The sequence below is a fragment of the Flavobacterium piscis genome (assembly GCF_031457575.1).
Lineage (GTDB): Bacteria > Bacteroidota > Bacteroidia > Flavobacteriales > Flavobacteriaceae > Flavobacterium > Flavobacterium piscis_A.
Genome location: NZ_JAVDWQ010000001.1, coordinates 510,459 through 531,753, shown reverse-complemented (window position 1 = coordinate 531,753; position 21,295 = coordinate 510,459). Strand labels below are relative to the sequence as shown.

18 protein-coding genes and 2 tRNA genes are annotated in these 21,295 nt (G+C 33.7%); 9 read left to right on the top strand and 11 right to left on the bottom strand.

The features are described 5' to 3' along the window. Nucleotides 1–112: 112 nt before the first annotated feature. Nucleotides 113–1,462 (bottom strand): serine hydrolase domain-containing protein, encoded by a 1,350-nt coding sequence (locus tag J2W48_RS02265; RefSeq protein ID WP_310277414.1) that lies wholly within the window; start codon nt 1,460–1,462, stop codon nt 113–115. 319 nt (nt 1,463–1,781) lie between these two features. On the opposite strand from J2W48_RS02265, the gene J2W48_RS02260 reads away from it, so the two are divergent. The 6 genes from J2W48_RS02260 (at nt 1,782) to J2W48_RS02235 (ending at nt 5,903) form a co-directional block, all read left to right on the top strand. Then, on the top strand, nt 1,782–2,996 hold the full coding sequence (locus tag J2W48_RS02260; RefSeq protein WP_310277411.1) for an aminotransferase class V-fold PLP-dependent enzyme: 1,215 nt from the start codon (nt 1,782–1,784) through the stop codon (nt 2,994–2,996). 10 nt (nt 2,997–3,006) lie between these two features. Continuing rightward, nucleotides 3,007–3,432 carry a hypothetical protein gene (locus J2W48_RS02255; RefSeq protein WP_310277408.1) on the top strand — a complete coding sequence of 142 codons (426 nt, stop codon included), beginning with the start codon at nt 3,007–3,009 and terminating at the stop codon, nt 3,430–3,432. Nucleotides 3,433–3,434: 2 nt separating this feature from the next. Continuing rightward, nucleotides 3,435–3,860, top strand: coding sequence for a SufE family protein (locus J2W48_RS02250; RefSeq protein WP_310277405.1), 426 nt, complete (start codon nt 3,435–3,437; stop codon nt 3,858–3,860). Nucleotides 3,861–3,980: 120 nt separating this feature from the next. Continuing rightward, on the top strand, nt 3,981–4,307 hold the full coding sequence (locus J2W48_RS02245) for an SUF system Fe-S cluster assembly protein (RefSeq protein WP_310277403.1): 327 nt from the start codon (nt 3,981–3,983) through the stop codon (nt 4,305–4,307). A 74-nt stretch (nt 4,308–4,381) separates the two neighbouring features. After that, nucleotides 4,382–4,891 carry a DUF2480 family protein gene (locus tag J2W48_RS02240; RefSeq protein ID WP_310277401.1) on the top strand — a complete coding sequence of 170 codons (510 nt, stop codon included), beginning with the start codon at nt 4,382–4,384 and terminating at the stop codon, nt 4,889–4,891. 79 nt (nt 4,892–4,970) lie between these two features. Continuing rightward, nucleotides 4,971–5,903, top strand: coding sequence for a DUF3078 domain-containing protein (locus J2W48_RS02235; RefSeq protein ID WP_310277398.1), 933 nt, complete (start codon nt 4,971–4,973; stop codon nt 5,901–5,903). Between the two features lie 191 nt (nt 5,904–6,094). Here J2W48_RS02235 and hflX read toward each other — a convergent pair whose 3' ends face one another. The 7 genes from hflX to J2W48_RS02200 all read right to left on the bottom strand — a co-directional run bounded on the left by hflX (nt 6,095) and on the right by J2W48_RS02200 (nt 16,995). Continuing rightward, entirely contained in the window at nt 6,095–7,330 is a 1,236-nt protein-coding gene (hflX, locus tag J2W48_RS02230; protein ID WP_310277395.1) for a GTPase HflX, read from the bottom strand. 172 nt (nt 7,331–7,502) lie between these two features. Next, on the bottom strand, nt 7,503–8,363 hold the full coding sequence (locus tag J2W48_RS02225) for a hypothetical protein (RefSeq protein WP_310277392.1): 861 nt from the start codon (nt 8,361–8,363) through the stop codon (nt 7,503–7,505). A gap of 343 nt (nt 8,364–8,706) precedes the next feature. Beyond that, complete coding sequence (locus J2W48_RS02220; RefSeq protein WP_310277389.1) at nt 8,707–10,056, bottom strand: DUF5689 domain-containing protein; 1,350 nt, start codon at nt 10,054–10,056, stop codon at nt 8,707–8,709. Nucleotides 10,057–10,076: 20 nt separating this feature from the next. Continuing rightward, nucleotides 10,077–12,914 carry a carboxypeptidase-like regulatory domain-containing protein gene (locus J2W48_RS02215; protein ID WP_310277386.1) on the bottom strand — a complete coding sequence of 946 codons (2,838 nt, stop codon included), beginning with the start codon at nt 12,912–12,914 and terminating at the stop codon, nt 10,077–10,079. Nucleotides 12,915–13,285: 371 nt separating this feature from the next. Then, complete coding sequence (locus J2W48_RS02210; protein WP_310277384.1) at nt 13,286–14,503, bottom strand: MFS transporter; 1,218 nt, start codon at nt 14,501–14,503, stop codon at nt 13,286–13,288. A 96-nt stretch (nt 14,504–14,599) separates the two neighbouring features. Further along, the gene (locus tag J2W48_RS02205) at nt 14,600–15,640 is read right to left on the bottom strand and encodes a Gfo/Idh/MocA family oxidoreductase (RefSeq protein WP_310277381.1); all 1,041 of its coding nucleotides are present in this window, start codon (nt 15,638–15,640) and stop codon (nt 14,600–14,602) included. A gap of 281 nt (nt 15,641–15,921) precedes the next feature. After that, the gene (locus J2W48_RS02200) at nt 15,922–16,995 is read right to left on the bottom strand and encodes an NADH:flavin oxidoreductase/NADH oxidase (protein WP_310277378.1); all 1,074 of its coding nucleotides are present in this window, start codon (nt 16,993–16,995) and stop codon (nt 15,922–15,924) included. 197 nt (nt 16,996–17,192) lie between these two features. On the opposite strand from J2W48_RS02200, the gene rseP reads away from it, so the two are divergent. The 3 genes from rseP (at nt 17,193) to J2W48_RS02185 (ending at nt 18,805) form a co-directional block, all read left to right on the top strand. Continuing rightward, entirely contained in the window at nt 17,193–18,533 is a 1,341-nt protein-coding gene (rseP, locus tag J2W48_RS02195) for an RIP metalloprotease RseP (protein WP_310277374.1), read from the top strand. An 86-nt stretch (nt 18,534–18,619) separates the two neighbouring features. Continuing rightward, nucleotides 18,620–18,693 (top strand) — tRNA-Asn (locus J2W48_RS02190). Nucleotides 18,694–18,731: 38 nt separating this feature from the next. Further along, a tRNA-Asn gene (locus J2W48_RS02185) sits at nt 18,732–18,805 on the top strand. Between the two features lie 442 nt (nt 18,806–19,247). On the opposite strand, the gene J2W48_RS02180 is transcribed toward J2W48_RS02185, so the two are convergent. From J2W48_RS02180 to J2W48_RS02170, 3 genes are read right to left on the bottom strand one after another with little or no spacing between them, the layout of a single operon-like run. Continuing rightward, complete coding sequence (locus J2W48_RS02180; RefSeq protein ID WP_310277371.1) at nt 19,248–19,886, bottom strand: response regulator transcription factor; 639 nt, start codon at nt 19,884–19,886, stop codon at nt 19,248–19,250. A gap of 3 nt (nt 19,887–19,889) precedes the next feature. After that, on the bottom strand, nt 19,890–20,666 hold the full coding sequence (locus J2W48_RS02175; RefSeq protein ID WP_310277369.1) for a sensor histidine kinase: 777 nt from the start codon (nt 20,664–20,666) through the stop codon (nt 19,890–19,892). Beyond that, nucleotides 20,645–21,292 (bottom strand): hypothetical protein, encoded by a 648-nt coding sequence (locus J2W48_RS02170; protein WP_310277366.1) that lies wholly within the window; start codon nt 21,290–21,292, stop codon nt 20,645–20,647. The genes J2W48_RS02175 and J2W48_RS02170 overlap by 22 nt, the downstream gene beginning before the upstream one ends. Between the last annotated feature and the right edge of the window lie 3 nt (nt 21,293–21,295).

Sequence of the window (21,295 nt, the reverse complement as noted above, 5' to 3'; positions counted from 1 at the left end):
AGATACGCTTATTTAAGAAAAACCACTTAAAACTTAAATAGCGTATTTTTAAATTAATTTAGAGGCTTAAAAACTTAAATAACGCATTTTTAAATTAACTAAAAGATAGATTTTAATTAATTACTATACTCCCAATAATCCCTTTCAAAAACCCATTAAAATCAAAAGCAGGATCTTCTTTCAATCCCATTCTCACAATCACCATATTCAGTGACGGAATAATAGCCACCATTTGTCCCTGATAACCGCTGCAATAAAACATGTCGCGAGGTACGTCCGGGAATTTCCCACCGGCGTTTAGCCAGAATTGTGCGCCATATTTTCCTTCAGAAGTATTGGTAGGTGTTGTGGTGTATTTTACCCAGCTTTCATCGAGAATTTGCTCGCCGTTCCAATTTCCTTTGTTAAGATACAACAAGCCAAATTTTGACCAGTCACGGGGTGTTGCCCATCCGTAAGACGAACCTACAAAAGTTCCGGTCATATCCTGTTCGACAATCATCGAATTCATTCCGATTTTATCAATTACGGCACTGTACCAAAAATCAAGATATTCCTGATGTGTTTTAAACTGATTTCTCAAAATTCTGGATAATAAATTTGTCGTTCCTGAGGAGTAATTCCAATTCATGTTGGGTTTAAACTGAGCGGGTTTATCCAGTTGGACTTTTCCCATATCTTCTGCCAGAAAAAGCATTTTGGTCGCATCGCAAATAGTATTGTAATTTTCTTCCCACTCCAAACCCGAATTCATGTGCAATAAATCGTTTATGGTGATGTTTTTACGCTCATCTTTTTGCCATTCAGCAATTGGTGCAGGTTTATAAATATCTATTTTTCCTTGTTTTGCCAATACTCCAAAGGCTGAACTGGTAATACTTTTTGTCATGGACCAGCCTAAAATTTTACTGTCTTTGGTAAAACCGCTATCGTATTTTTCGGCAATCAGTTTATTTTTATACAGAACGATTACAGCACGTGTTCGTTTTAATTTTCCACCAGTTTTGTCAAAAGAATTATCAACTGCTTTCTTTAATTTTACGTAATCCACATTTGCAAAAAGAGTGTCTTTGGGTTCGTTATTTCCATAAGGAAAAGGTAAATCATTAACTAATTTGTTTCGTTTTGGAACTAAATAAGGTTTCGAAACATCAAAATAATCATTAATTAAAGTAGCTCCCAAACCTTCGCGATAAATTGCTTTTCGTTCTTTCAATCCATAAACAGCTGAGGTTGCAAATTTCCCCGCATCGTCAATTGTGTTGGTTGCCAAATCAATTAAATTAATATCGTTGTCGGTTTTTTCGATTAATTCTTTTGAACGATTATCTAAAAAATGCCCTGAAGCAATACTTTTGGCTGAAAAACCTGAAATCAAATCAAGCTTTGGATAAGTGGTAAATCCAAAATAAAAAATGATGAGAATTAAAACAAGTGCCAGTAATTTGAGGATTTTTTTCATATTTCGATACAGCTATTTTTTATGCAATATAAATAATTTAAAGTCAAGATTTTATTACTCAATTTGAATTTTCAATTCTGGAAACACAGAAAAATCAATATTATAAAATACAGATTTTTTCACATAGTTACCTATGTGTTTTTTAAATAAGTGAAATGCCTTTTTTTAGTTTAAAAAATCTATGTTACTATGTGTTAAAAATAATTGATTAGGTATTCAAAATATGAAACTAATAGTGCTATAAAAGGAAATTATAGAATTGGCGGATAAAACAATTTAGTTTTAGTACTTTTGTAAATAGAATTTTTCTAAATAAATTATGCTGGATATTCAAAAAATAAGAGCTGATTTTCCGATACTTTCTGAAAAAGTCAACGGAAAACCATTAATATATTTCGACAACGGGGCCACTTCGCAAAAACCACAAATTGTGATTGATGCCATTGCGAAATATTATCAGGAAATAAACGCCAATATTCACCGTGGAGTTCATACATTAAGTCAGTTAGCGACTGATGCTTATGAGATTTCACGTGTAAAATTGCAACATCATATTAATGCCAAATTCGCACATGAAGTACTTTTTAATTCCGGAACTACCCACGGAATTAACTTAGTAGCCAATGGTTTTGCCTCTATTTTAAAACCGGGCGATGAAGTTTTGGTTTCTGCTTTGGAACATCATAGTAATATTGTGCCCTGGCAAATGTTGTGCGAAAAAACAGGCGCTGTCCTTAGAGTGATTCCAATCAATGAAGAAGGCGAACTTATTATGAGCGCTTACGAGTCTTTATTATCCGATAAAACTAAGATTGTTACAGTAAACCACATTTCTAACGCTTTGGGAGTTATCAATCCTGTAAAAGAGATGATTGCAAAAGCGCATGCCGTTGGCGCTGCCGTTTTAATTGACGGTGCACAGGCGGTACCGCATTTGAAACCGGATGTTCAGGATTTGGATTGCGATTTTTATGCCTTTTCAGGACATAAAATGTGCGGACCAACCGGAACAGGAATTCTGTACGGAAAAGAAGAATGGTTAAACAAATTACCTCCTTACCAGGGTGGTGGTGAAATGATTAAGGAAGTTACTTTCGAAAAAACAACCTATGCCGATTTGCCTCATAAATTTGAAGCCGGAACGCCTAATATCGCTGGAGGAATTGTTTTAGGAACCGCTGTCGATTATTTGAATGGCATTGGTTTTGGAAATATTCAGCTTCAGGAAAACAAACTTTTGGAACATGCAACAAAACGTTTACTTGAAATTGAAGGTTTGAGAATTTACGGAAATACCAAAAATAAAGCTTCGGTAGTTTCGTTTAATATTGATGGAATTCATCCTTATGATATCGGTTCGATAATTGATAAATTAGGAATTGCAGTTCGTACCGGACATCATTGTGCACAGCCAATTATGAATTTCTTTTGTATTCCGGGAACCATTCGTGCTTCTTTTTCTTTTTACAATACTAAAGAAGAAATTGATTTAATGGTAGAGGCCATTAAAAAAGCAAAAACTATGTTAAGCTAAAATTCATCTTATGAGAATACTATCTTTATTGTTCTTGGTTATTTTTATCGGAACAGGATGTTCCAGCCAAAAAAAAACTGACATGACGTCAACAGTTATTGAATATTCGGCAGTTTCCAGAGGTTTTTATAAAAAGATAGTGGTACAAAATCAATTGGTTTTAGTTACTAATGGCAGGGATGCCCAAGCGGTAGAAAATAAAATTGAAAAAGCGGATTGGGACAAAATTGTAACTGAATTTGAAAAAATAAATTTAGATAATGTCCCAACTTTAAAAGCACCAACCGAAAAACGTTTTTATGATGGTGCTGCGATTGGGAATTTAAAAATAACTCAAAATCAGAAAACCTACGAAACTCAAGGTTTTGACAATGGTTTTCCTCCAAAGGAAATAGAAAAATTGGTAAATTTACTGACTGATTTTGTTAAAGAATAATTATGACAATAAAAGAAATACAAAACGAAATAATAGACGAATTTTCGATGTTTGATGACTGGATGCAGCGTTACGAATACATCATCGAATTAGGAAAAAGTCTTCCGTTAATTAAGGAAGAATACAAAACCGACGAAAATTTAATCAAAGGCTGTCAGTCGAAAGTTTGGTTGCAGGGCGAACAAAAAGAGGATAAAATTGTGTTTACTGCAGATAGTGATGCTATTTTGACCAAAGGGATTATTGCAATTTTGATCAGGGCTTTCTCCAATCAAAAAGCAGAAGACATTATAAATGCTGATACGCAGTTTATAGACGAAATTGGTTTAAAAGAACATCTATCGGCAACTCGTGCCAACGGTTTGGTTTCGATGATAAAAAACATCAAAATGTATGCTTTGGCATTTGATTCAAAAAACAAAAACTAAATTCAAAATAGCCACAAATTTCACTAATTCGCACTAATTAAGAAAAACTAATTTGTGAATAATTCGTGAAATTCGTGGCAAATAAAACAATCACATAATCTGTGGTATAATAAATAAGACATGGAAGAAACAATTATAGACACCAACGAATTAGGAGAATCAATCGTAAAGGTTTTAAAAACGATTTACGATCCGGAGATTCCTGTAGATATTTACGAATTGGGATTAATTTACGATGTAATGGTGAATACTGATTACGAAGTAAAAATCCTGATGACTTTAACATCTCCTAACTGCCCGGTGGCAGAAAGTTTGCCAAGAGAAGTAGAAGAAAAGGTAAAAAAAATAGAAAATATTAAGGATGCGGAAGTTGAAATCACTTTCGATCCGCCATGGAGTAAGGATTTAATGAGCGAAGAAGCAAAATTAGAACTAGGAATGCTTTAAAAAGTATACAGTTTACAGTCTCGGTTTACAGTTTGTTACTGTGACTGAGAACTGTGACTGAAGACTAAAAAGAAATGGAAGAAATTATCAATAAAGTTGCCAATAGTGTTTTAGAAGTTTTTGACTTGGAAGATTATTATCCAAAAGGAATCCGTGTGCAAATTGACATTTCGCAATGGCTTTTGGAAGGCTTTTTATTAAAAGAAAAAGACTTTAGGGAACACTTAAAAAACCACGACTGGTCGCAATATCAGGATCAATATGTGGCCGTTAATTGCAGTACTGATGCTATAGTACCCGCTTGGGCTCTAATTTTAGTAGCAGTACAATTAGCGCCTTTTGCAAAAAAAGTAGTTAATGGAACCATAGAAGACCTGGACGGAAGCTTATACGAAGAAATCTTACCTGCAATAGATTATTCGGTATACAAAAGCAAGCCCGTAATTGTAAAAGGCTGTTCGAGGAAACCGGTTCCAATGCGTGCTTATATTTTAGCAACAACATATTTGCAGCCTTTTGCAAGAAGTATTATGTACGGAGAAGCCTGTTCTGCGGTACCCTTGTACAAAGAATCTAAGAAATAACTTTCTTTATACTCAATAAATTCCAGACCTTTTAACGGTTTTTAGTATATTTGTTACTATACACTTAAACGACACAACCATGAGAAAGATAACGTTATTATTCTTCATTTTAGCGAACTTTACTTTTGCTCAGGCACAAAATACAGAAAAAGAATTGATTCAGAATACCGAAAAAGCGGTAAACATAATAAATGATACTATTGTAGACGAAGGCTGGAAAACTAAAGGAATTGTATCCCTTTTACTAAATCAGTCAAGTTTCAACAATTGGATTGCAGGAGGGGAAGACAGTTTTTCAGGAACGCTGGGAATTAATTACGACTTCAATTATAAAAAGGACGATATAACCTGGGATAACAAAATCCTGGCTTCTTATGGACTTTTGCAGACCAAAACAGCCGATTTCGCAAAAAAAACAGATGACCGTTTGGAATTTAATTCCATTGTAGGTAAAAAAGCTTTTGGAGAATGGTATTACTCTTACTTTTTGAATTTCAGGACACAGTTTACAACAGGCTATATTTATGGTCAGGATGTTAACGGTAAAGAAATCAGAACCGAAAGCACCAAGTTTATGTCTCCGGGATATCTTACTACAGGTCCGGGTATTTACTGGTCAAAAGATGTTAATTTAAAAATCAATTTTGCGCCATTAACCTCAAAGTTTACTTTTGTAGACAGTGCTTACACATCAGGAACTGGATATGTTGATGGAGATTATTTTGGAGTTGATGCTAATAAAAGCATGCGTTACGAATTGGGTTTCTATTCTTCAATTTATTATAAATTGGCCATCATGACGAATGTGACTGCAGAAAATACCCTGAATGTTTACTCAAACTATTTAGAAGATCCACAAAATGTTGATATGGATTACTCTTTAAATATCGTCATGAAAGTAAATAAATTTCTATCAGCGAACTTTTCATTTCAGGCAATTTACGACGACAATGCTTTCCGTGGATTTCAAACCAGACAAGTCTTTGGTTTAGGAGTTAGTTTTGGATTCTAATATTGAGGAGCAACACAATAGGTTTGTATAAAACATCGTTCCTGCTTTCGGCTAAATCTTTTATGGCGAACCCCCCGCCATAAAAGGATATCACCTCACTCAGGGCTAAATTAAAACAGTAGGTTCCAAAAATATTAAGAATAAATAAAAAAACGGCTTTCGAATTAGTTTATCGAAAGCCGTTTTTTTATTTATTCTTGTTCCTCTTCTTTCTCAATAGCATCCTTATAATCCGGATACAAAAATTTATTGTACGGAAATCTGGTAATATGAATTTGTCTTACAGCTTCATAAACCCTTTCTCTAAATTCCTCAAAATTCTCTTTATTGGTAGCCGAAATAAACAGCGCATTATCTTCGCCTAAACGATGCATCCAGGTTGTTTTCCACTCATCAAGTGTATAGTGCCTTGGTGTCTTTTCTGTCATTAAATCATCTTCATCAATCGTCAGGTGTTTGTAGGCATCAATTTTATTGAAAACCATAATAACCGGTTTTTCATGTGCCTTAATATCCTGTAAAGTCTGATTTACAGAGGCAATATGATCTTCAAATTCAGGATGTGAAATATCTACAATATGCAGCAATAAATCGGCTTCTCGGACTTCATCCAGTGTACTTTTGAATGAATCTACCAATTGAGTTGGCAATTTTCTAATAAAACCGACCGTGTCCGAAAGTAAAAAAGGCAAATTTTTAATCACCACTTTTCTAACGGTTGTATCTAAGGTTGCGAACAATTTATTCTCAACAAAAACATCGCTTTTACCAACAGCGTTCATCAAAGTCGATTTTCCAACATTGGTATAACCAACAAGGGCAACACGCACCATTGCACCGCGATTACTTCGTTGAACGCCCATTTGTTTATCAATCGTTTTGATTTTATCTTTTAATAAAGCAATACGGTCGCGAACAATACGTCTATCCGTTTCGATTTCGGTTTCTCCCGGTCCACGCATTCCAATCCCTCCTTTTTGACGTTCAAGGTGTGTCCACATTCCTGAGAGTCTGGGCAATAAATATTGGCATTGCGCCAATTCTACCTGGGTTCTTGCATAAGAACTTTCAGCTCTTTGTGCAAAAATATCAAGTATAAGATGCGTTCTGTCTAATATTTTACATTCTATTATTTTAGAGATATTTTTTTGTTGCGAAGGCGAGAGTTCATCGTCAAAAATCAATGTTGAAATATCATTTTCCTTTACAAAAAGATTAATTTCCTCAATTTTTCCTGTCCCAACAAAAGTTTTTGGATTAGGTCGTTCCATTTTTTGCGAAAAGCGTTTAATAACTTCACCGCCGGCGGTAAAAGTCAAAAACTCTAATTCGTCCAGATATTCGTTTAGTTTCTCTTCACTTTGATTTTGAGTTACAATACCTACGATGGCTGTTTTTTCAAAATTTATTACTTCTTTTTCTAACATAGCTTTGAATAAGTTGCAAATTTAATCATTTGAAAAGTAACAATTCTTATAGAATTCTCTTTTTAAATTATTAATATTTCATCTTTAAATAATTTCATCTTAATAAAAAGATTAGGGACTAAGAATATTATGTTAACAACATTCTTAGTCCCTAATCTTTTTAAAATCTCATCTATTCGTAAATAAATGATTTTTCTGTTTTTACAATTCCGTTTTCCTCAATTTGAGAACAAGATATAGGGAAATTTAATTTATTGTACTTATACTTTCTGGAAACAGCAACCAAAGCTGTAGAAGAAGGACTGAAATCCATTTCATTATTATACGATATTGCTTCAAAACTAAATTCATCTTCATGATAGGAAATCATAGGAACAATTACTTTATAATTATTACCAAATAAGCTTTGTACAATTAAAGATTCTACGGATTTCTTATCATCAAAAGTATAGGTTTTAGAAATTTTATCACCAACCAGGCCTTTATGTTTTACTACATTGTCGTTGTTGTAAACATATTCGATTTTACCAATAATTTGTTTGTTTTTATCCCGTGAAGTACGTCTGACAATAATACCATTCTCTACAATATATTCGATATCGTCAACCAGATTCTGGTGATTTGTACTTTTTTTAGTCGTGACTTTTATTCTTGCTCCCTCGTAGGCAAATGATACCACTTTTGTAATGTAATCAGAACCTTCCTGATATTTTTTAACAAATTTTGTAATGTTGTCATCAGGGTTATAAGTGTAGTTTATAACCTCTTTCCATTCACTCCCTATTTTATCTTTTACAGTCATATCCAATAATCCGTTTTTGTTGTAAAAAAAATGCTGAACAACATCTGAAGTGGTAATGGTTTGTATTTTTCCATCTTTGAACAAAACGGTTTTGTTTACAATTTCACCATCTTTAGAATTCTGATAATTGGTTTTTATAATATTAATTTGTTTTAATCTGACAGGATTTTCCTGACTGTGCAACAGACAAGCAGACATTATAATAACAGTAAGTAAGTAGATTTTTTTCATAAGAATTTGTATTGATTTGGGAATGCCAAAATACAAAATTTTGCCAAATTTCGCCAATTTAAGAATTGAAAAACGTAATAATTAGATTTAGAATGAATTTTTAGTCTGTAAATCAACAGGTTATATTGATCTTAAAATTCATTGGTCTCAGATATAGTTTACAGTGATGTACTTTAGTGTATTTAGCTTTAGCTTCTAAAAAATATTAGCCACAAATTACACGAATTTTAACAAATTTAATTAGTGCTAATTCGTGTAATTTATGGCTAATAAATAGTGTTGCAATCTTGTACACTTTCAGTCTGCCAACCAAATTGATGGAGTGAAAGTCCATCGATTTGGTTTAGTTTTCGCCAAAGACTTTCACATCATCAACCATAAATGCTCCATTAAGTGTCTTATCTTTTCCTGATCCTACGTATCTAAATCCAATATTAATATTTCCTGAATAAGCAGATAAATCGATCCCTCCCGAACTAATAAATTCACGGGTAGGAGTAGAAAGCGAAGGTACTTTAGCCTCTAATTTTATCCATGTTGCTTTGGCTACATTTGATCCATCGAAATCGGTTGACGCATAAATTTCTAACGTATTCAAAGGCGAATCAACTTTTAAATCATGTTGTGCACTTCTAAAAGACAGCACAGTATTTTGATAGTTGGTTACATTAATTTTCGGCGAAATCAGCCAGGCAATATTTTGAGCAGCCGTCGTACTTGTGGTGTTAAACTCTGCATAACCGTTTCCGGCAGAAACCATACTTTTCCATAATTTTGATGCCTTTTCTACGATATTACTCCAGCCTGGTAATGCAAAATTGACATTGTTTTTAACAGATTGAAAATCTTCGGTAAAAAATGGAATATTTCTTTTTCCATTCATTACAACATCTTTTTCTGAACGAACCATTAACTGATAATCAGAACCATATTTGGTTAAAATTCCACGGACATTTCCGCTTCCCTCAGGAACTAAATGTGTTGAAAAATCAGCAAAACTGCTTGTTCTGAAAATGATTTGGTTTCCGGATTTATCCCTTAAACTCCAGTTTGTTGAGCCTCCAACATTGTTAGCTTCTTCAAAATAATGGCGGCCAATAGCAGCTTCTGAAAATTGAACATCAGACAATTCTATCAGTGTGTTTAGTTTACTTTCATTCAATGCATTTTCAATAGAAATTTGTTCCGCCAGCTTATTTTCATCTACCATTGTACACGAAGCATTTAATACTTTTTTGTAATCATTTTGAGAAATTCTCCCTACTGATGCAGCCCCCGAATTAATTTCGTACAGGCTTCCAATTCGCATTCCGCCATAAAATAAATCGGTAAATTGATCTTTTAATTTAATATAAACTTTATTTCCAGGACGATAATCGACATAGGTATTTGTTGCATCTACAGAAACGCTGAATCCAACGGCAGGTTTGTTTTCTGTCGCCAAAGTCTGAAGGTAAAGGGTCTTAAAAAAATTTCCGTTTTTGTCACTTGAAACTACGTAAACTTCGATAATATCATCATACACATATTTTGTTGCTGTTATAGTGGCAGTTTTTAGAACATCTTCAACAGCTCTGTTTACAGTTAAATCAGGTTGTGTGCATTCTAATTTTGGAATAGTAACATCTTCATTGCAATTGCAAAAAAGGAGGATAAACAATAAAGTGAGGAGGTTTTTAGATTTATTTTTCATAAAAGATACGTTTTCAGGTTTCATAAATTGAGGGTAAGATTGACAAAATAAGTTCTTCCGTAAGCATAAAAATATTTTGGGGCAAAAGAGGGTGTTCCACTCGAAACATCCTGATTGAGTTTTCGAAAATTTGCATTCCGGGTTTGTTCATATCCTCCGGTTTTATAAGTTGTATTGAGTATATTGTTCATGCTCGCAAAAACACCAACCGTTTTTCTGTAAATACGCCAGGATTTCCCGCCGGTAATATTTAATAGAGAAACTGGATCCAGTTTCTCTTGTTTTAATAATTCCGCAGCCCGTTCTTCTGTTGCTTCCGGAAAATTAAAACCACTTGCAGGATTGATAAAAAATCTTGCAGTTCTAGAAATAGGGGAAACATCAATATAATTTTCCGAGATATAATTAATGTTGGCAGATAACCACCAAAATTTAGGGTCTCTGTATTCCAGTCCCAATGAAAAAGCTTGTTGCGGCATTCCGGGCTGTTTATAGTTTTTAAGTAGGGAGGTTCCAAAATCGAACGTTGCTTGTGTATTGCCGGATGCGACATTGGCGTCGTTTGTAATGGAAACGTTGGGGTTGCTGGAGTACGTATAATTTCCATAAGCACCGGATAAATTACCTTTAAGAGTGGAGGAGATTTGATATTCCAGACTTAACTCGGCACCAATATTTTTCTTGTCCAGATGGGTCAGTGTCTGGCTAACAAAAGCATCGGTGTTATCGTAACCAGCTCCATTATCAAATATTCCTTCTGCATAAAAAAAGGAAGTTTTGGGAGTATTTTTAATCAAAGTACAATAGCCCGTAAGCCGCATTTTAAGTTTAGGGGAATGGAAGACATAATTTGCTTCCATACTATTGGTGTTTTCATTTTCAATTCCGTCAACAATTGTATTATTCAATCGGGAATTAGAAAAAATATTTCGTAATGAGGGTGCTTTTGTCAGATACATTCCGTTTAGAAACAACCATTGTTTTCCTGAAATCTTATAGGTTATACCGCCTTTAAATCCAAAGTTTTCAAAATTTACTTTTTGGCTTTTGCCAAATGAATTTGTCGAATATATTCCATTTTGATATAAACCCTCCCTTTGATAGTTTGAAGTTGAAAATGATTGCCCCAGATAGAAATCGATTTTTCTGTAAGAAAATTTAAACTGTGTAAAGGCATCATTAGTACGGGCTAAAAAGTTATAATTATATCCGTAAGAATCTCCTTTTTTAACCTGACGGTTTGGATTCCGCAAATCTGATTGTGATGGATCGCCTTTGTAGAAAGCATCTATATCTTCAAAGTAATCACCGCCAAGCAAATCTAATAGGTATTGAAAATTGTGCGATTTTAAATTTTTAAAAGTAAAACCCCCATTGAACACGATATTTTCTGAAAGCTGTGAATTTATGTTAGAATTTACGGAGTATGTTTTGTCATCGGTTCTGTCTTCGTATAAAATATAACGACTTTGAGCTGGTTCATAACCTGAAATTTCTCCGTCAGCATTCAGTCTTGGCTTTTGATTGGTACGATACATTTGTTCCCAATTAATTTGAGGATTTTCCAAAAATAAAAGTTTGTTTTTTGAGGCATTTTCATAATCCGGAGTTGCTTCACCCGAAAATTCTCCATCATCTGGTGCATACATCGAGGTGTAGTAGCTTGGTAATTTTCGATAATAAGTTGGATCTGGACTGTCTGCTTTTTGATAATCGATATTGCTGTTGCCTACTTTTCCAAATTGAAAAAGAACACCTGAATTGAGATTTGTCCGTTCATTTATTTTAAAGTAATGACTAAGCATGAATAATGGTTCGGCTACTTTTTTTACCCTTGCATTTCGTTTTTCCCCATTTTGAAAACCCCAGTACGAATTATATTTTTCGCTGGTTAATTTGGTAACTTCTGCTGTATTGGGAGAATTTTTTCCGCGGGAATTTGGAGTATAAAAGCCTGTGAAATTAAGAGCATGTTTATGATTTAATTTCTTCTCAACACTTATAAAAAAGGATTCTGCCTGAAAAGGGGTTCCGTCAAAATAACCTTCGTTTGCCCAACGTTTTCCAGCCGAAACGGTAAATGCCCATCCTGAAGTGTTTATCCCGGAAGCATACGTTGCTATGGACCGCCAATTGTAATTGGTATTGCTTCCTGAGAAAGAAATTCTTGTCCCTTTTCGGTAAATTGATGCTCTGGTGTGAATTTGCTGTGTCCCTAAAATACCTCCAAAAGTGTAATCTGAAGCAGCAGAACCAATCGTAAATTCCTGATTTCTGAGCACTTCATTCAAACCTCCCCAATTATTCCATTGTGGCCTGCCATCATAAATTTTGTTCATATTGATGCCATTCAGCATCATAGTAGCATTTTCGCTATCGAGTCCGCGAACCCTGAACCGTGCCTGACCCCAATTAAAAGCTGCTGCCTGTAAAAAAGCATCTCTTGAAGATTGTAAAAGACCAGACGTAATTTCGGATGAACTATTATCATCAGAAAAATCACTTTCCAAAAGTGTTATTAATGCGGCTGAACCTTCATCTGAAAAGTCTTCATCAAGCTGCAGTATTCCAAGATTTACCTTTTGCCCGTAATTAGAATTTATTTTTAATAGCAAATCTTTATACCCCTGACCATGTACCAAAAGTAATTGTTCACCATTAATTGTCGAATACAGTTCAAAATTTCCATCCGTTTTTGTGAGTTGTGTGATGTTTGAGTTTTGAATATTGACTACAATATTTTTTAAAGGATTCTGTGTTTTGGCATCGATTACCGTTCCTGTAAAAACAGTTTCCTGTTGGGCAGAAACAATTAATGAAATTAAAAAAATTATAAAATTCAGGTGTTTTTTTCGCATGAACGAGATCACATTTGTTAAAAAAAGGAACCCTCTTCTCAAAAAGAAAAGGAATTAATTAATATGTTCCTGACGAACTCATGAATTCAAAAGTTCAATCAGAAAATCAAATCGGGTTTGGAAAAAATGTTTGAAAAGTAAAAAAAAGAGGTATTGTAAAATTTTCAAACACAATAACAATAGATATTTCTAAGTATGAATTGTATTACAAATATAGTGTAAAAATAACAATTAACTTGTTTTTTCCTGTTAAAAATTTATTGCACTCATTAGTCTGGTTCATCTTTATTGAAGGCAGTAATAAAATAATGGTTACTGTACTTTAAAACAGATTGTTATAGAGAAATTGCAAACGGAAAATAATTTAAAAATTATACAGATGCATTGATTTTAGAAACCATAAAGGCTATCAACACGCCAAATATCCCAATAAAAGCGAATGAAAATTGAAGTCCAAAGGTTTCGGCAATGTGACCAATTATAGGAGGTCCCATTAAAAAGCCAAGGAAACTGATACTGGAAACAATGGTTAAAGCCTCGCCTGCAGAAACTGTTAGATTTTTTCCTGCAACACTATAAACGGTAGGTACAATGGTCGATACTCCTAATCCAACGACCATAAAAGCTATTGTGCAAGGTATGATATAAGGAAAAATTACGGATGTAAAAAGACCAAGAGAAATCATGCAACCGCTAATTTGCATAACACGCTTTCTTCCAAATTTATTATTCATCACATCGCCTATGAATCGTCCGCCAGCCATCATAATCATGAATGAAGTATATCCCAAAATAACCAAAGCTCCCGGAGCTTTTACTATGTCCTTAAAATAAATACCGCTCCAGTCAAACATCACGCCCTCGCTTGCCATGCTGCAAAAACCTATTATTCCAAGCCAGATTAAAGCACTGTCGGGTTTGTTAAATAGTTTTTTGCCCTCTTTTTGTACTTTTATTTTTTCTTTGGCTTTAATCAAAAACCTGAAATTAAACCCGATCATTATAAAGACAACAGTAGTTATAATAAGGAAATGATGATAGGGAACTAATTTTAATGACAGCATACCTAATCCCGCCAAAGCACCTGTGAAACCTGCGAAACTCCACATGCCGTGAAAAGAGGACATGATATTTCTTTTAAAAAGTGTTTCGGTATAAACACCCTGAGTATTAACAGCAATATTGGCCAAGTTTCCAAAAATACCAAAAACAAAAAGCCCCAGGGAAAGTTGTAAAGCAGTAGTTGCCAAACCTAAATTGGTCAAACTCAAAACATACATTATTAAGGAGAAAATTAAAATACGATGGCTTCCAAACCGGGTTACCATTTTACCTGAAAAAGGCATAATAATCAATTGTCCCACTGGTAAAGCAAAAAGAATAGAACCCAATTGCCCTTCTGATAAATGTAATGCGGTTTTAATATCCGGGATTCTGCTGGCCCAGGAGGCAAAACTTAACCCCATTCCAAAATAAAACATTCCAACAGCAAAACGAATTCGGTTTAAATAGGAAGCTTTCGCCTCTCTGTATTTTTTTTTGATTTTTCCTTTTGTCTGGAACAGCGATAATGGATTGAAACTTATCACAAGATGTAAATTTAAAGTTCAGTGAACAAAAGTACTAAAAAGCCTCTTTAGCGGCTAATTAGTACTATGTTCTAACATCAGATACAACGTTATTGTTTATAAATTAATTATTTTTTTGTGAATGCTACTGGCAATTGCCGCTTCGATAATCTGCATTACTTTTATCCCGTCTTGTGCCGTAACAGGCTCAATTTTGTTATTGATGATGGAATCGTAAACGTCATCAAAAAAACCGAGATAATTTCCCTGAAGGGTTTTGATTTTTTCGCGAACAGGTTTTCCATCGATTTCCGCATGTAAAAGTCCCTGTAATTCTTCTGATTCTGTGCCCCAGGTTTCCCGGTTTGGTTTTTTTCCAATCTTCAATTCATCTTCCTGTACATCGCCACGGGGTTTTAGGAATGAACCTTTTTTGCCGTGAAGGGTATAAGCGGCATGAGCTTCCCTGACAAAAAAACTGGCTTTTAATCGTACTCTGAAATCTTCATAAAGCAATATTAAATCGATCCAGTCATCTACCAGGGAATTTTCCCGGGTGATGCGGATATCTGCAAAAACGCCTTTTGGAGAACCAAACAGGCAAACCGCCTGATCAATTAAATGCGGGCCTAAATCTTTAAGGATTCCAGATCCTTCATTTATTGTTTCTTTATGTGATTTTGGGCTTAACAACGGATTGTATCTGTCAAAATGGAATTCTGCTTCAACCAAATCTCCCAAAACACCTTCATTAATTACTTTCTGGATCGTTTTAAAATCACTGTCCCAGCGTCTGTTTTGAAAAACAACTAATTTTACTTCTTTTTCTTTGGCGATTTTCGACAATTCTTCAGCCTGAGCGACTGTGGAGGTAAATGCTTTTTCGACTACGGCATGTTTTCCTGCCAGTAATACTTTTTTTGCATATTCGTAATGTGTATCAACTGGTGTATTAACAATTACCAAATCAACATCATCAGATAACAATTCATCGATAGAAGGGTAAGTTTTTACGGCTGGATAATCCTCCTGAATTAACTTTTTGCTTCTCTCCCAGGAGCCTAATAATTTAAATCCCGGATGAAGATCTAAAAAAGGAGCATGAAAAACTTTACCTGACATTCCGTATGATAATAGTGCTGTTTTGATTTTTTGCATTTTATATTGTATTTAGGTTTTTTACCACAGATTTTGATTATTCAACCGATTTAGAAAAAAGTTGCCACTACTACTATCACTAATTTCTTGGAATTTTAAAAGTTTTTAAAAGTATTGATTTGTGATAATTCGTGAAATTCGTGGCGAAAAATAATCCTTTTAATTCTTCTACATCTTAATTAAATAGTTGATTAAGGACTTATATTTTAAATCTGCCGAATCTGCAAAATCTGCGTGAAATTTTTTTAGCCTGCATATTAAGCAGATTCATGCTAATAGATTTATCGTGTTTTTGCTCTTTCATATTGTTTAGGCCATTGAATATCGTCGTTTAATTCTCTGGCGAAATCCAAAGGCAAGTTAGGATTTCTTAGTGATTCCCTGGCAAAGAAAATTAAATCGGCCTGACCGTTGCCTAAAATATCTTCTGCTTGTTTCCCTTCTGTAATTAAACCCACTGCGCCAGTTAAAATGTGAGTTTCTTTTTTTATTTTCTCAGCAAAAGGAATCTGATAACCTGGTCTGACCGGAATTTGTTGGTGCGAAACCAATCCGCCGGATGAAACATCAATTAAATCTACTCCTTTTTCTTTTAAGATAGTAGAAAGTTGTATGGATTCTTCAGGATTCCATCCTCCATCTGCCCAGTCTGTTGCAGAAATTCGAACAAACAAAGGCAACTCTGAAGGCCATTTTGATTGTACAGCTTCTGTAATTTCTAACGTAAGCCGAATTCGATTTTCGAAACTTCCTCCATATTCATCAGTTCTTTTATTTGTTAAAGGAGATAAAAACTGATGTAGTAAATAGCCGTGTGCGGCATGAATTTCCATCACCTGATAATCGGCCTCAACCGCTCTTTTAGTTGCAGTTTTAAAATCGGAAATTACTTTTTGAATTCCAATTTCATCTAAAGCTACAGGAAGATAAGGTTCGTTTTCATGATATGGTATGGCGCTGGGTGCAACAGTTGTCCATCCAATATTTGATTCGTCTAATTTTTTATTGCCTAGCCAGGGTTCCGAAACACTTGCTTTTCGTCCGGCGTGAGCCAACTGAATTCCGGGAACGGCATTTTGAGAAACGATAAATTCATTGATTGTTTTAAGTTTCTCAATGTGTTCGTCTTTCCAGATTCCTAAATCTGCCGGAGAAATTCGGCCTTCAGGAGAAACCGCTGTGGCTTCCTGAATAATCAATCCGGCTCCACCGTTGGCACGACTTCCTAAATGTACCAGATGCCAGTCGTTTGCAAATCCATCATTGGCAGAATATTGGCACATAGGCGAAATAACAATCCTGTTTTTTAAAGTAATTTTTTTTATAGTAAGGGGAGAAAATAATAGTGAAGCCATATTTGTAACGTTTAATAATTTTGGACTACCAATGGAGTGACAGACCTTAAAAAAGTAAAGTTAAAGTATCTTGTTAAAGTAGAAATCTAAATTTTATTAATTAACAAACATTTAAAACCTTATGTATTATATTGCGCTGTCAAATTAAAATAGAAACGTTACTTTTGTGCGTTAAAATTACGAACTAAAAATACAAAATGGATATAGTTATCAAGCTTTCTCAATTTCTATTGAGTTTATCATTACTGATCATTCTTCACGAATTAGGGCATTTTATTCCTGCAAAATTATTTAAAACCAGAGTCGAAAAATTTTACTTGTTTTTTGATGTGAAATATTCTTTACTTAAAAAGAAAATCGGTGAAACAGAATATGGCATTGGATGGCTGCCTTTGGGAGGTTATGTGAAAATTTCGGGAATGATTGATGAAAGCATGGACAAGGAACAAATGGCCTTGCCACCGCAACCTTGGGAATTTCGTTCTAAACCGGCCTGGCAGCGTTTAATTATTATGTTAGGTGGTGTTACTGTAAACTTTATACTGGCATTTATTATTTATATAGGAATGGCATTTGTTTATGGAGATACCTATGTAGCTAATGCAGATTTGAAAGATGGTGTCTATATTGAAAACCCGGCAATGCTTAAAGCAGGTTTCAAAACAGGAGATAAAATTATTTCGATTGATGGCAAAAAAGTAGAAAATTTTGACAGCGACATGAACATGAATGTTATCATGGCAAAGCACGTTTTAATTGAAAGAAACGGGCAGCAGCAAACGATTAATATTCCGAATGATTTTGTCGACCAACTATCAAAACATGAAAAAGGATTACTTGTAAGTATTAGAATGCCTTTTGTTGTGGGTAAAGTTTCAGATGAATCAGTAAATACTTCTTTAAAGCCAAAAGATTTAATTGTGAGCCTGAATGGTCAAAAAATAAAATATTACGATGAGGCAAAAGTTATTTTAGAGGCTAATAAAGGAAAAACAATTCCTGCAGTTGTGTTGCGTGATTTCAAAGAAACTCCGCTTACTGTAAAGATTTCTAAATTAGCAAAACTTGGTATTGCAGTTGGAGGTTTAGATATTAAATCTTTAGATAAATTAGGTTACTATAAAGTAAGCACTAAAGAATATGGTTTCCTCGAGTCTATTCCTGTTGGATTACAAAAAGGAAAAGATCAATTGGTTGGATATGGTAAACAATTGAAAATGATTTTTAATCCGGAAACAAAAGCCTACAAACAAGTAGGAGGATTTGCGGCAATTTTCAATATTTTTCCGAATACTTGGAGTTGGGAAACATTCTGGTCAATCACCGCTTTATTGTCAATTATGCTTGGAGTAATGAATTTATTGCCAATTCCTGCCCTTGACGGAGGTCATGTGATGTTTTTATTATACGAAATAATCAGTGGCAGAAAACCAAGCGACAAGTTCCTTGAGAACGCCCAAATGGTTGGTTTCTTTATACTTATCGCATTGCTTTTGTTCGCTAACGGAAACGATATTTATAAGGCAATTGTCAAGTAATAAAAATAATTTTTAAAAAGAGTTAAAATATTTTTGGGAAATTAAAAAATCAACTATATTTGCACTCGCGAAAAAGAGCAATACATTCCTTCTTAGCTCAGTTGGTTAGAGCATCTGACTGTTAATCAGAGGGTCCTTGGTTCGAGCCCAAGAGAGGGAGCAAACTTTTTTAGCGAACATATTTACCTTTAAGGTGATTCCTTCTTAGCTCAGTTGGTTAGAGCATCTGACTGTTAATCAGAGGGTCCTTGGTTCGAGCCCAAGAGAGGGAGCTTTATTAAAAGACTATCATGAAAATGATGGTCTTTTTATTTTAAATTTAAAATATGAATTGTGTTTATATTCTTCATTCTGATCCGTTAGATTTTCACTTAAACTCGGAGGAAAAACGAAAATTCACATATAATACATCCGACTGGATACTTTTCTGAAAATAGAATGTCAATCAAAGACACAAGCTTTAGCAATTGAAAGACACATAAAAAAAATGAAAAGCAAAATTTACATAGAAAATCTATTACGACATCCCGAAATCATAAATAAACTACTCGAAAAATATACTGACTGTTAATCAGAGCCCCGAAAGCTTTCGGGATTGGTTCGAGCCCAAGAGGGAGCTTATTAAAAGACTATCATTTAATTTATAGTCTTTTTTTTATTCTAAAGTCAAAACAACATTTCATCATAAATGGGATTATGCCAATTTATTGTTGTTTATTCAAACCCGTTTTTTAAAGCAAAAACTGCTAGTCCCACTCTGGTTTTTAAATCTAATTTTTCAAACAATGAATCGCGGTAACTTTCGACAGTTCGCGGACTGCAAAACATTTTTTCTGCTATTTCTTTATAATTCATTTCGGTAATGGTATACTTTAGAAATTCTTTTTCCCTATCAGTAAGTTTGATAGTGTGTTGTTCTCCGTTTTTATTATTCAGGCTGGCAAAAACAATTCGGGAAGCCCAGTCCTGATAATAAAAGCCTTCTTTTGCAACTTGTTTTAGTGCTTTTTCCAGTTCGTACGGACTTGTGTTTTTGAGTAAATAACCATTGATGCCAAGTTGAATCATTTTAATAACACTTTGATCATCATTTTGCATGCTCAATATCATGATTAGAATATCCGGATACAATTTTTTCAGCCATTTAGCAGTTTCAAAACCATCCATAACGGGCATGCTAATATCAAGTAAAACAATATCAGGGATTGGCTTTTTTAATTGAAACTTATCTTGTAAATCTTTCCCATTTTCGCATTCGTATAAAACCTGAAAATCTTCAAAATTTTCAATGATTCCTTTTAATGCTTGTGCGATTAAAACATGATCGTCTACTATTACAATGGTCTTTTTCATAATTTATAAAGAGAAAGTTATAGAAAGTTGTGTTCCTGTTTTTGGTGTGCTTTTTAAATCAAAATTTCCGCCCAGCATTTCAGTTCTTTTTTTCATATTCGAGATTCCAATTCCGTTTGCATGCATTTTTGAAATATCAAAACCAATTCCGTCATCTGATAGATTAAGCCTTATTTTGTTTTCAAACTCTGCCAATTCAATAGTTATCAATTTGCATTGTGAATGTTTGATGCTGTTTTGAAAAAATTCTTGTGTACTTCTTACCAAAATTGTTTTTAGCTGATAAGGTAAAGCCAGCTTTTTATTTGGACAATTGAAATCGATTTTAAAAATTTTAAGCTCATTGATCTTTAAATATTCAGCATTTAATAGTTTATATATTGAATTGGTTTCGATAACATTATCAGTTAATGATTTGGATAATTTTCTTAACTCTTCTAATGATTGGTTTATGATGCTGCTGATATTTTCAATATTGTCTTTTATTTTTGGTGATTTACTTTCGAAAGCTAATTGTTGCATATATAAGCTGGCCAGCGTTAATTTTTGACCAATGTTATCATGAATTTCTCTGCCAATATGTTGCATGGTTTGTTCCTGAATCTCAACCTGAGTGGTAAGCAACTCTTTTTGATGTGCTGATTTTTGGTGTAAAAGCATGACAGAATGTTCTTTCTTTTTTAATTTATACTCGCGAATAAAAATGACAATTCCTGCAATGAATAAAATAAAAAATAGATTAAAGAGTATGATTGTAATTATAATTTCACTTTTCCCCATATAAAAGAAGCGATAAAGAGCAAGTACATTAAACAGTTAGAAATCAGAAAGTAAAGATAATATATACTCCAAATAAATGGTTCTTTTATTATCAAATTATAGAGTCCAAAGAAAGGTAAAGTACCTACATAAAAGATCATTACTCCAATGTTTATATAAAACATTTTATTTTTTTTATATTCTAAAATATCATCGTTTTGTATTTGTTTTTTGAATTCTAAGAAAACCAATATCATTAATAAAAATGTACCAATAGTATAATTAAAGGAATATACAACTCTTAATTTTTGAAAGTACAATTCAATAGGAATGAATGAAAGAATATAAATGCAGAGAGAGATTAAAAAAATTTCTGTCTTTTTTAAAGACTTTAAAGCATACAGCCAGTAAAAATAAATAAATTGTATCGGAATTATTACATACGCATAAAAGTATTGCTTATCAATATCTAATATATAAACAACCTCTGAAATGAAAAAATCGCTTAAAGCAATAATACATAAATAAACCGCAAACCACTTCCAGTGAGTTTTATTTATCTTTTTAAGATATAATAAAGCCACTCCGGCTGACATCAGTTCAAGATAGAGTAACACAGTTGTTAATATTGGAAAACTTTTATGCATACT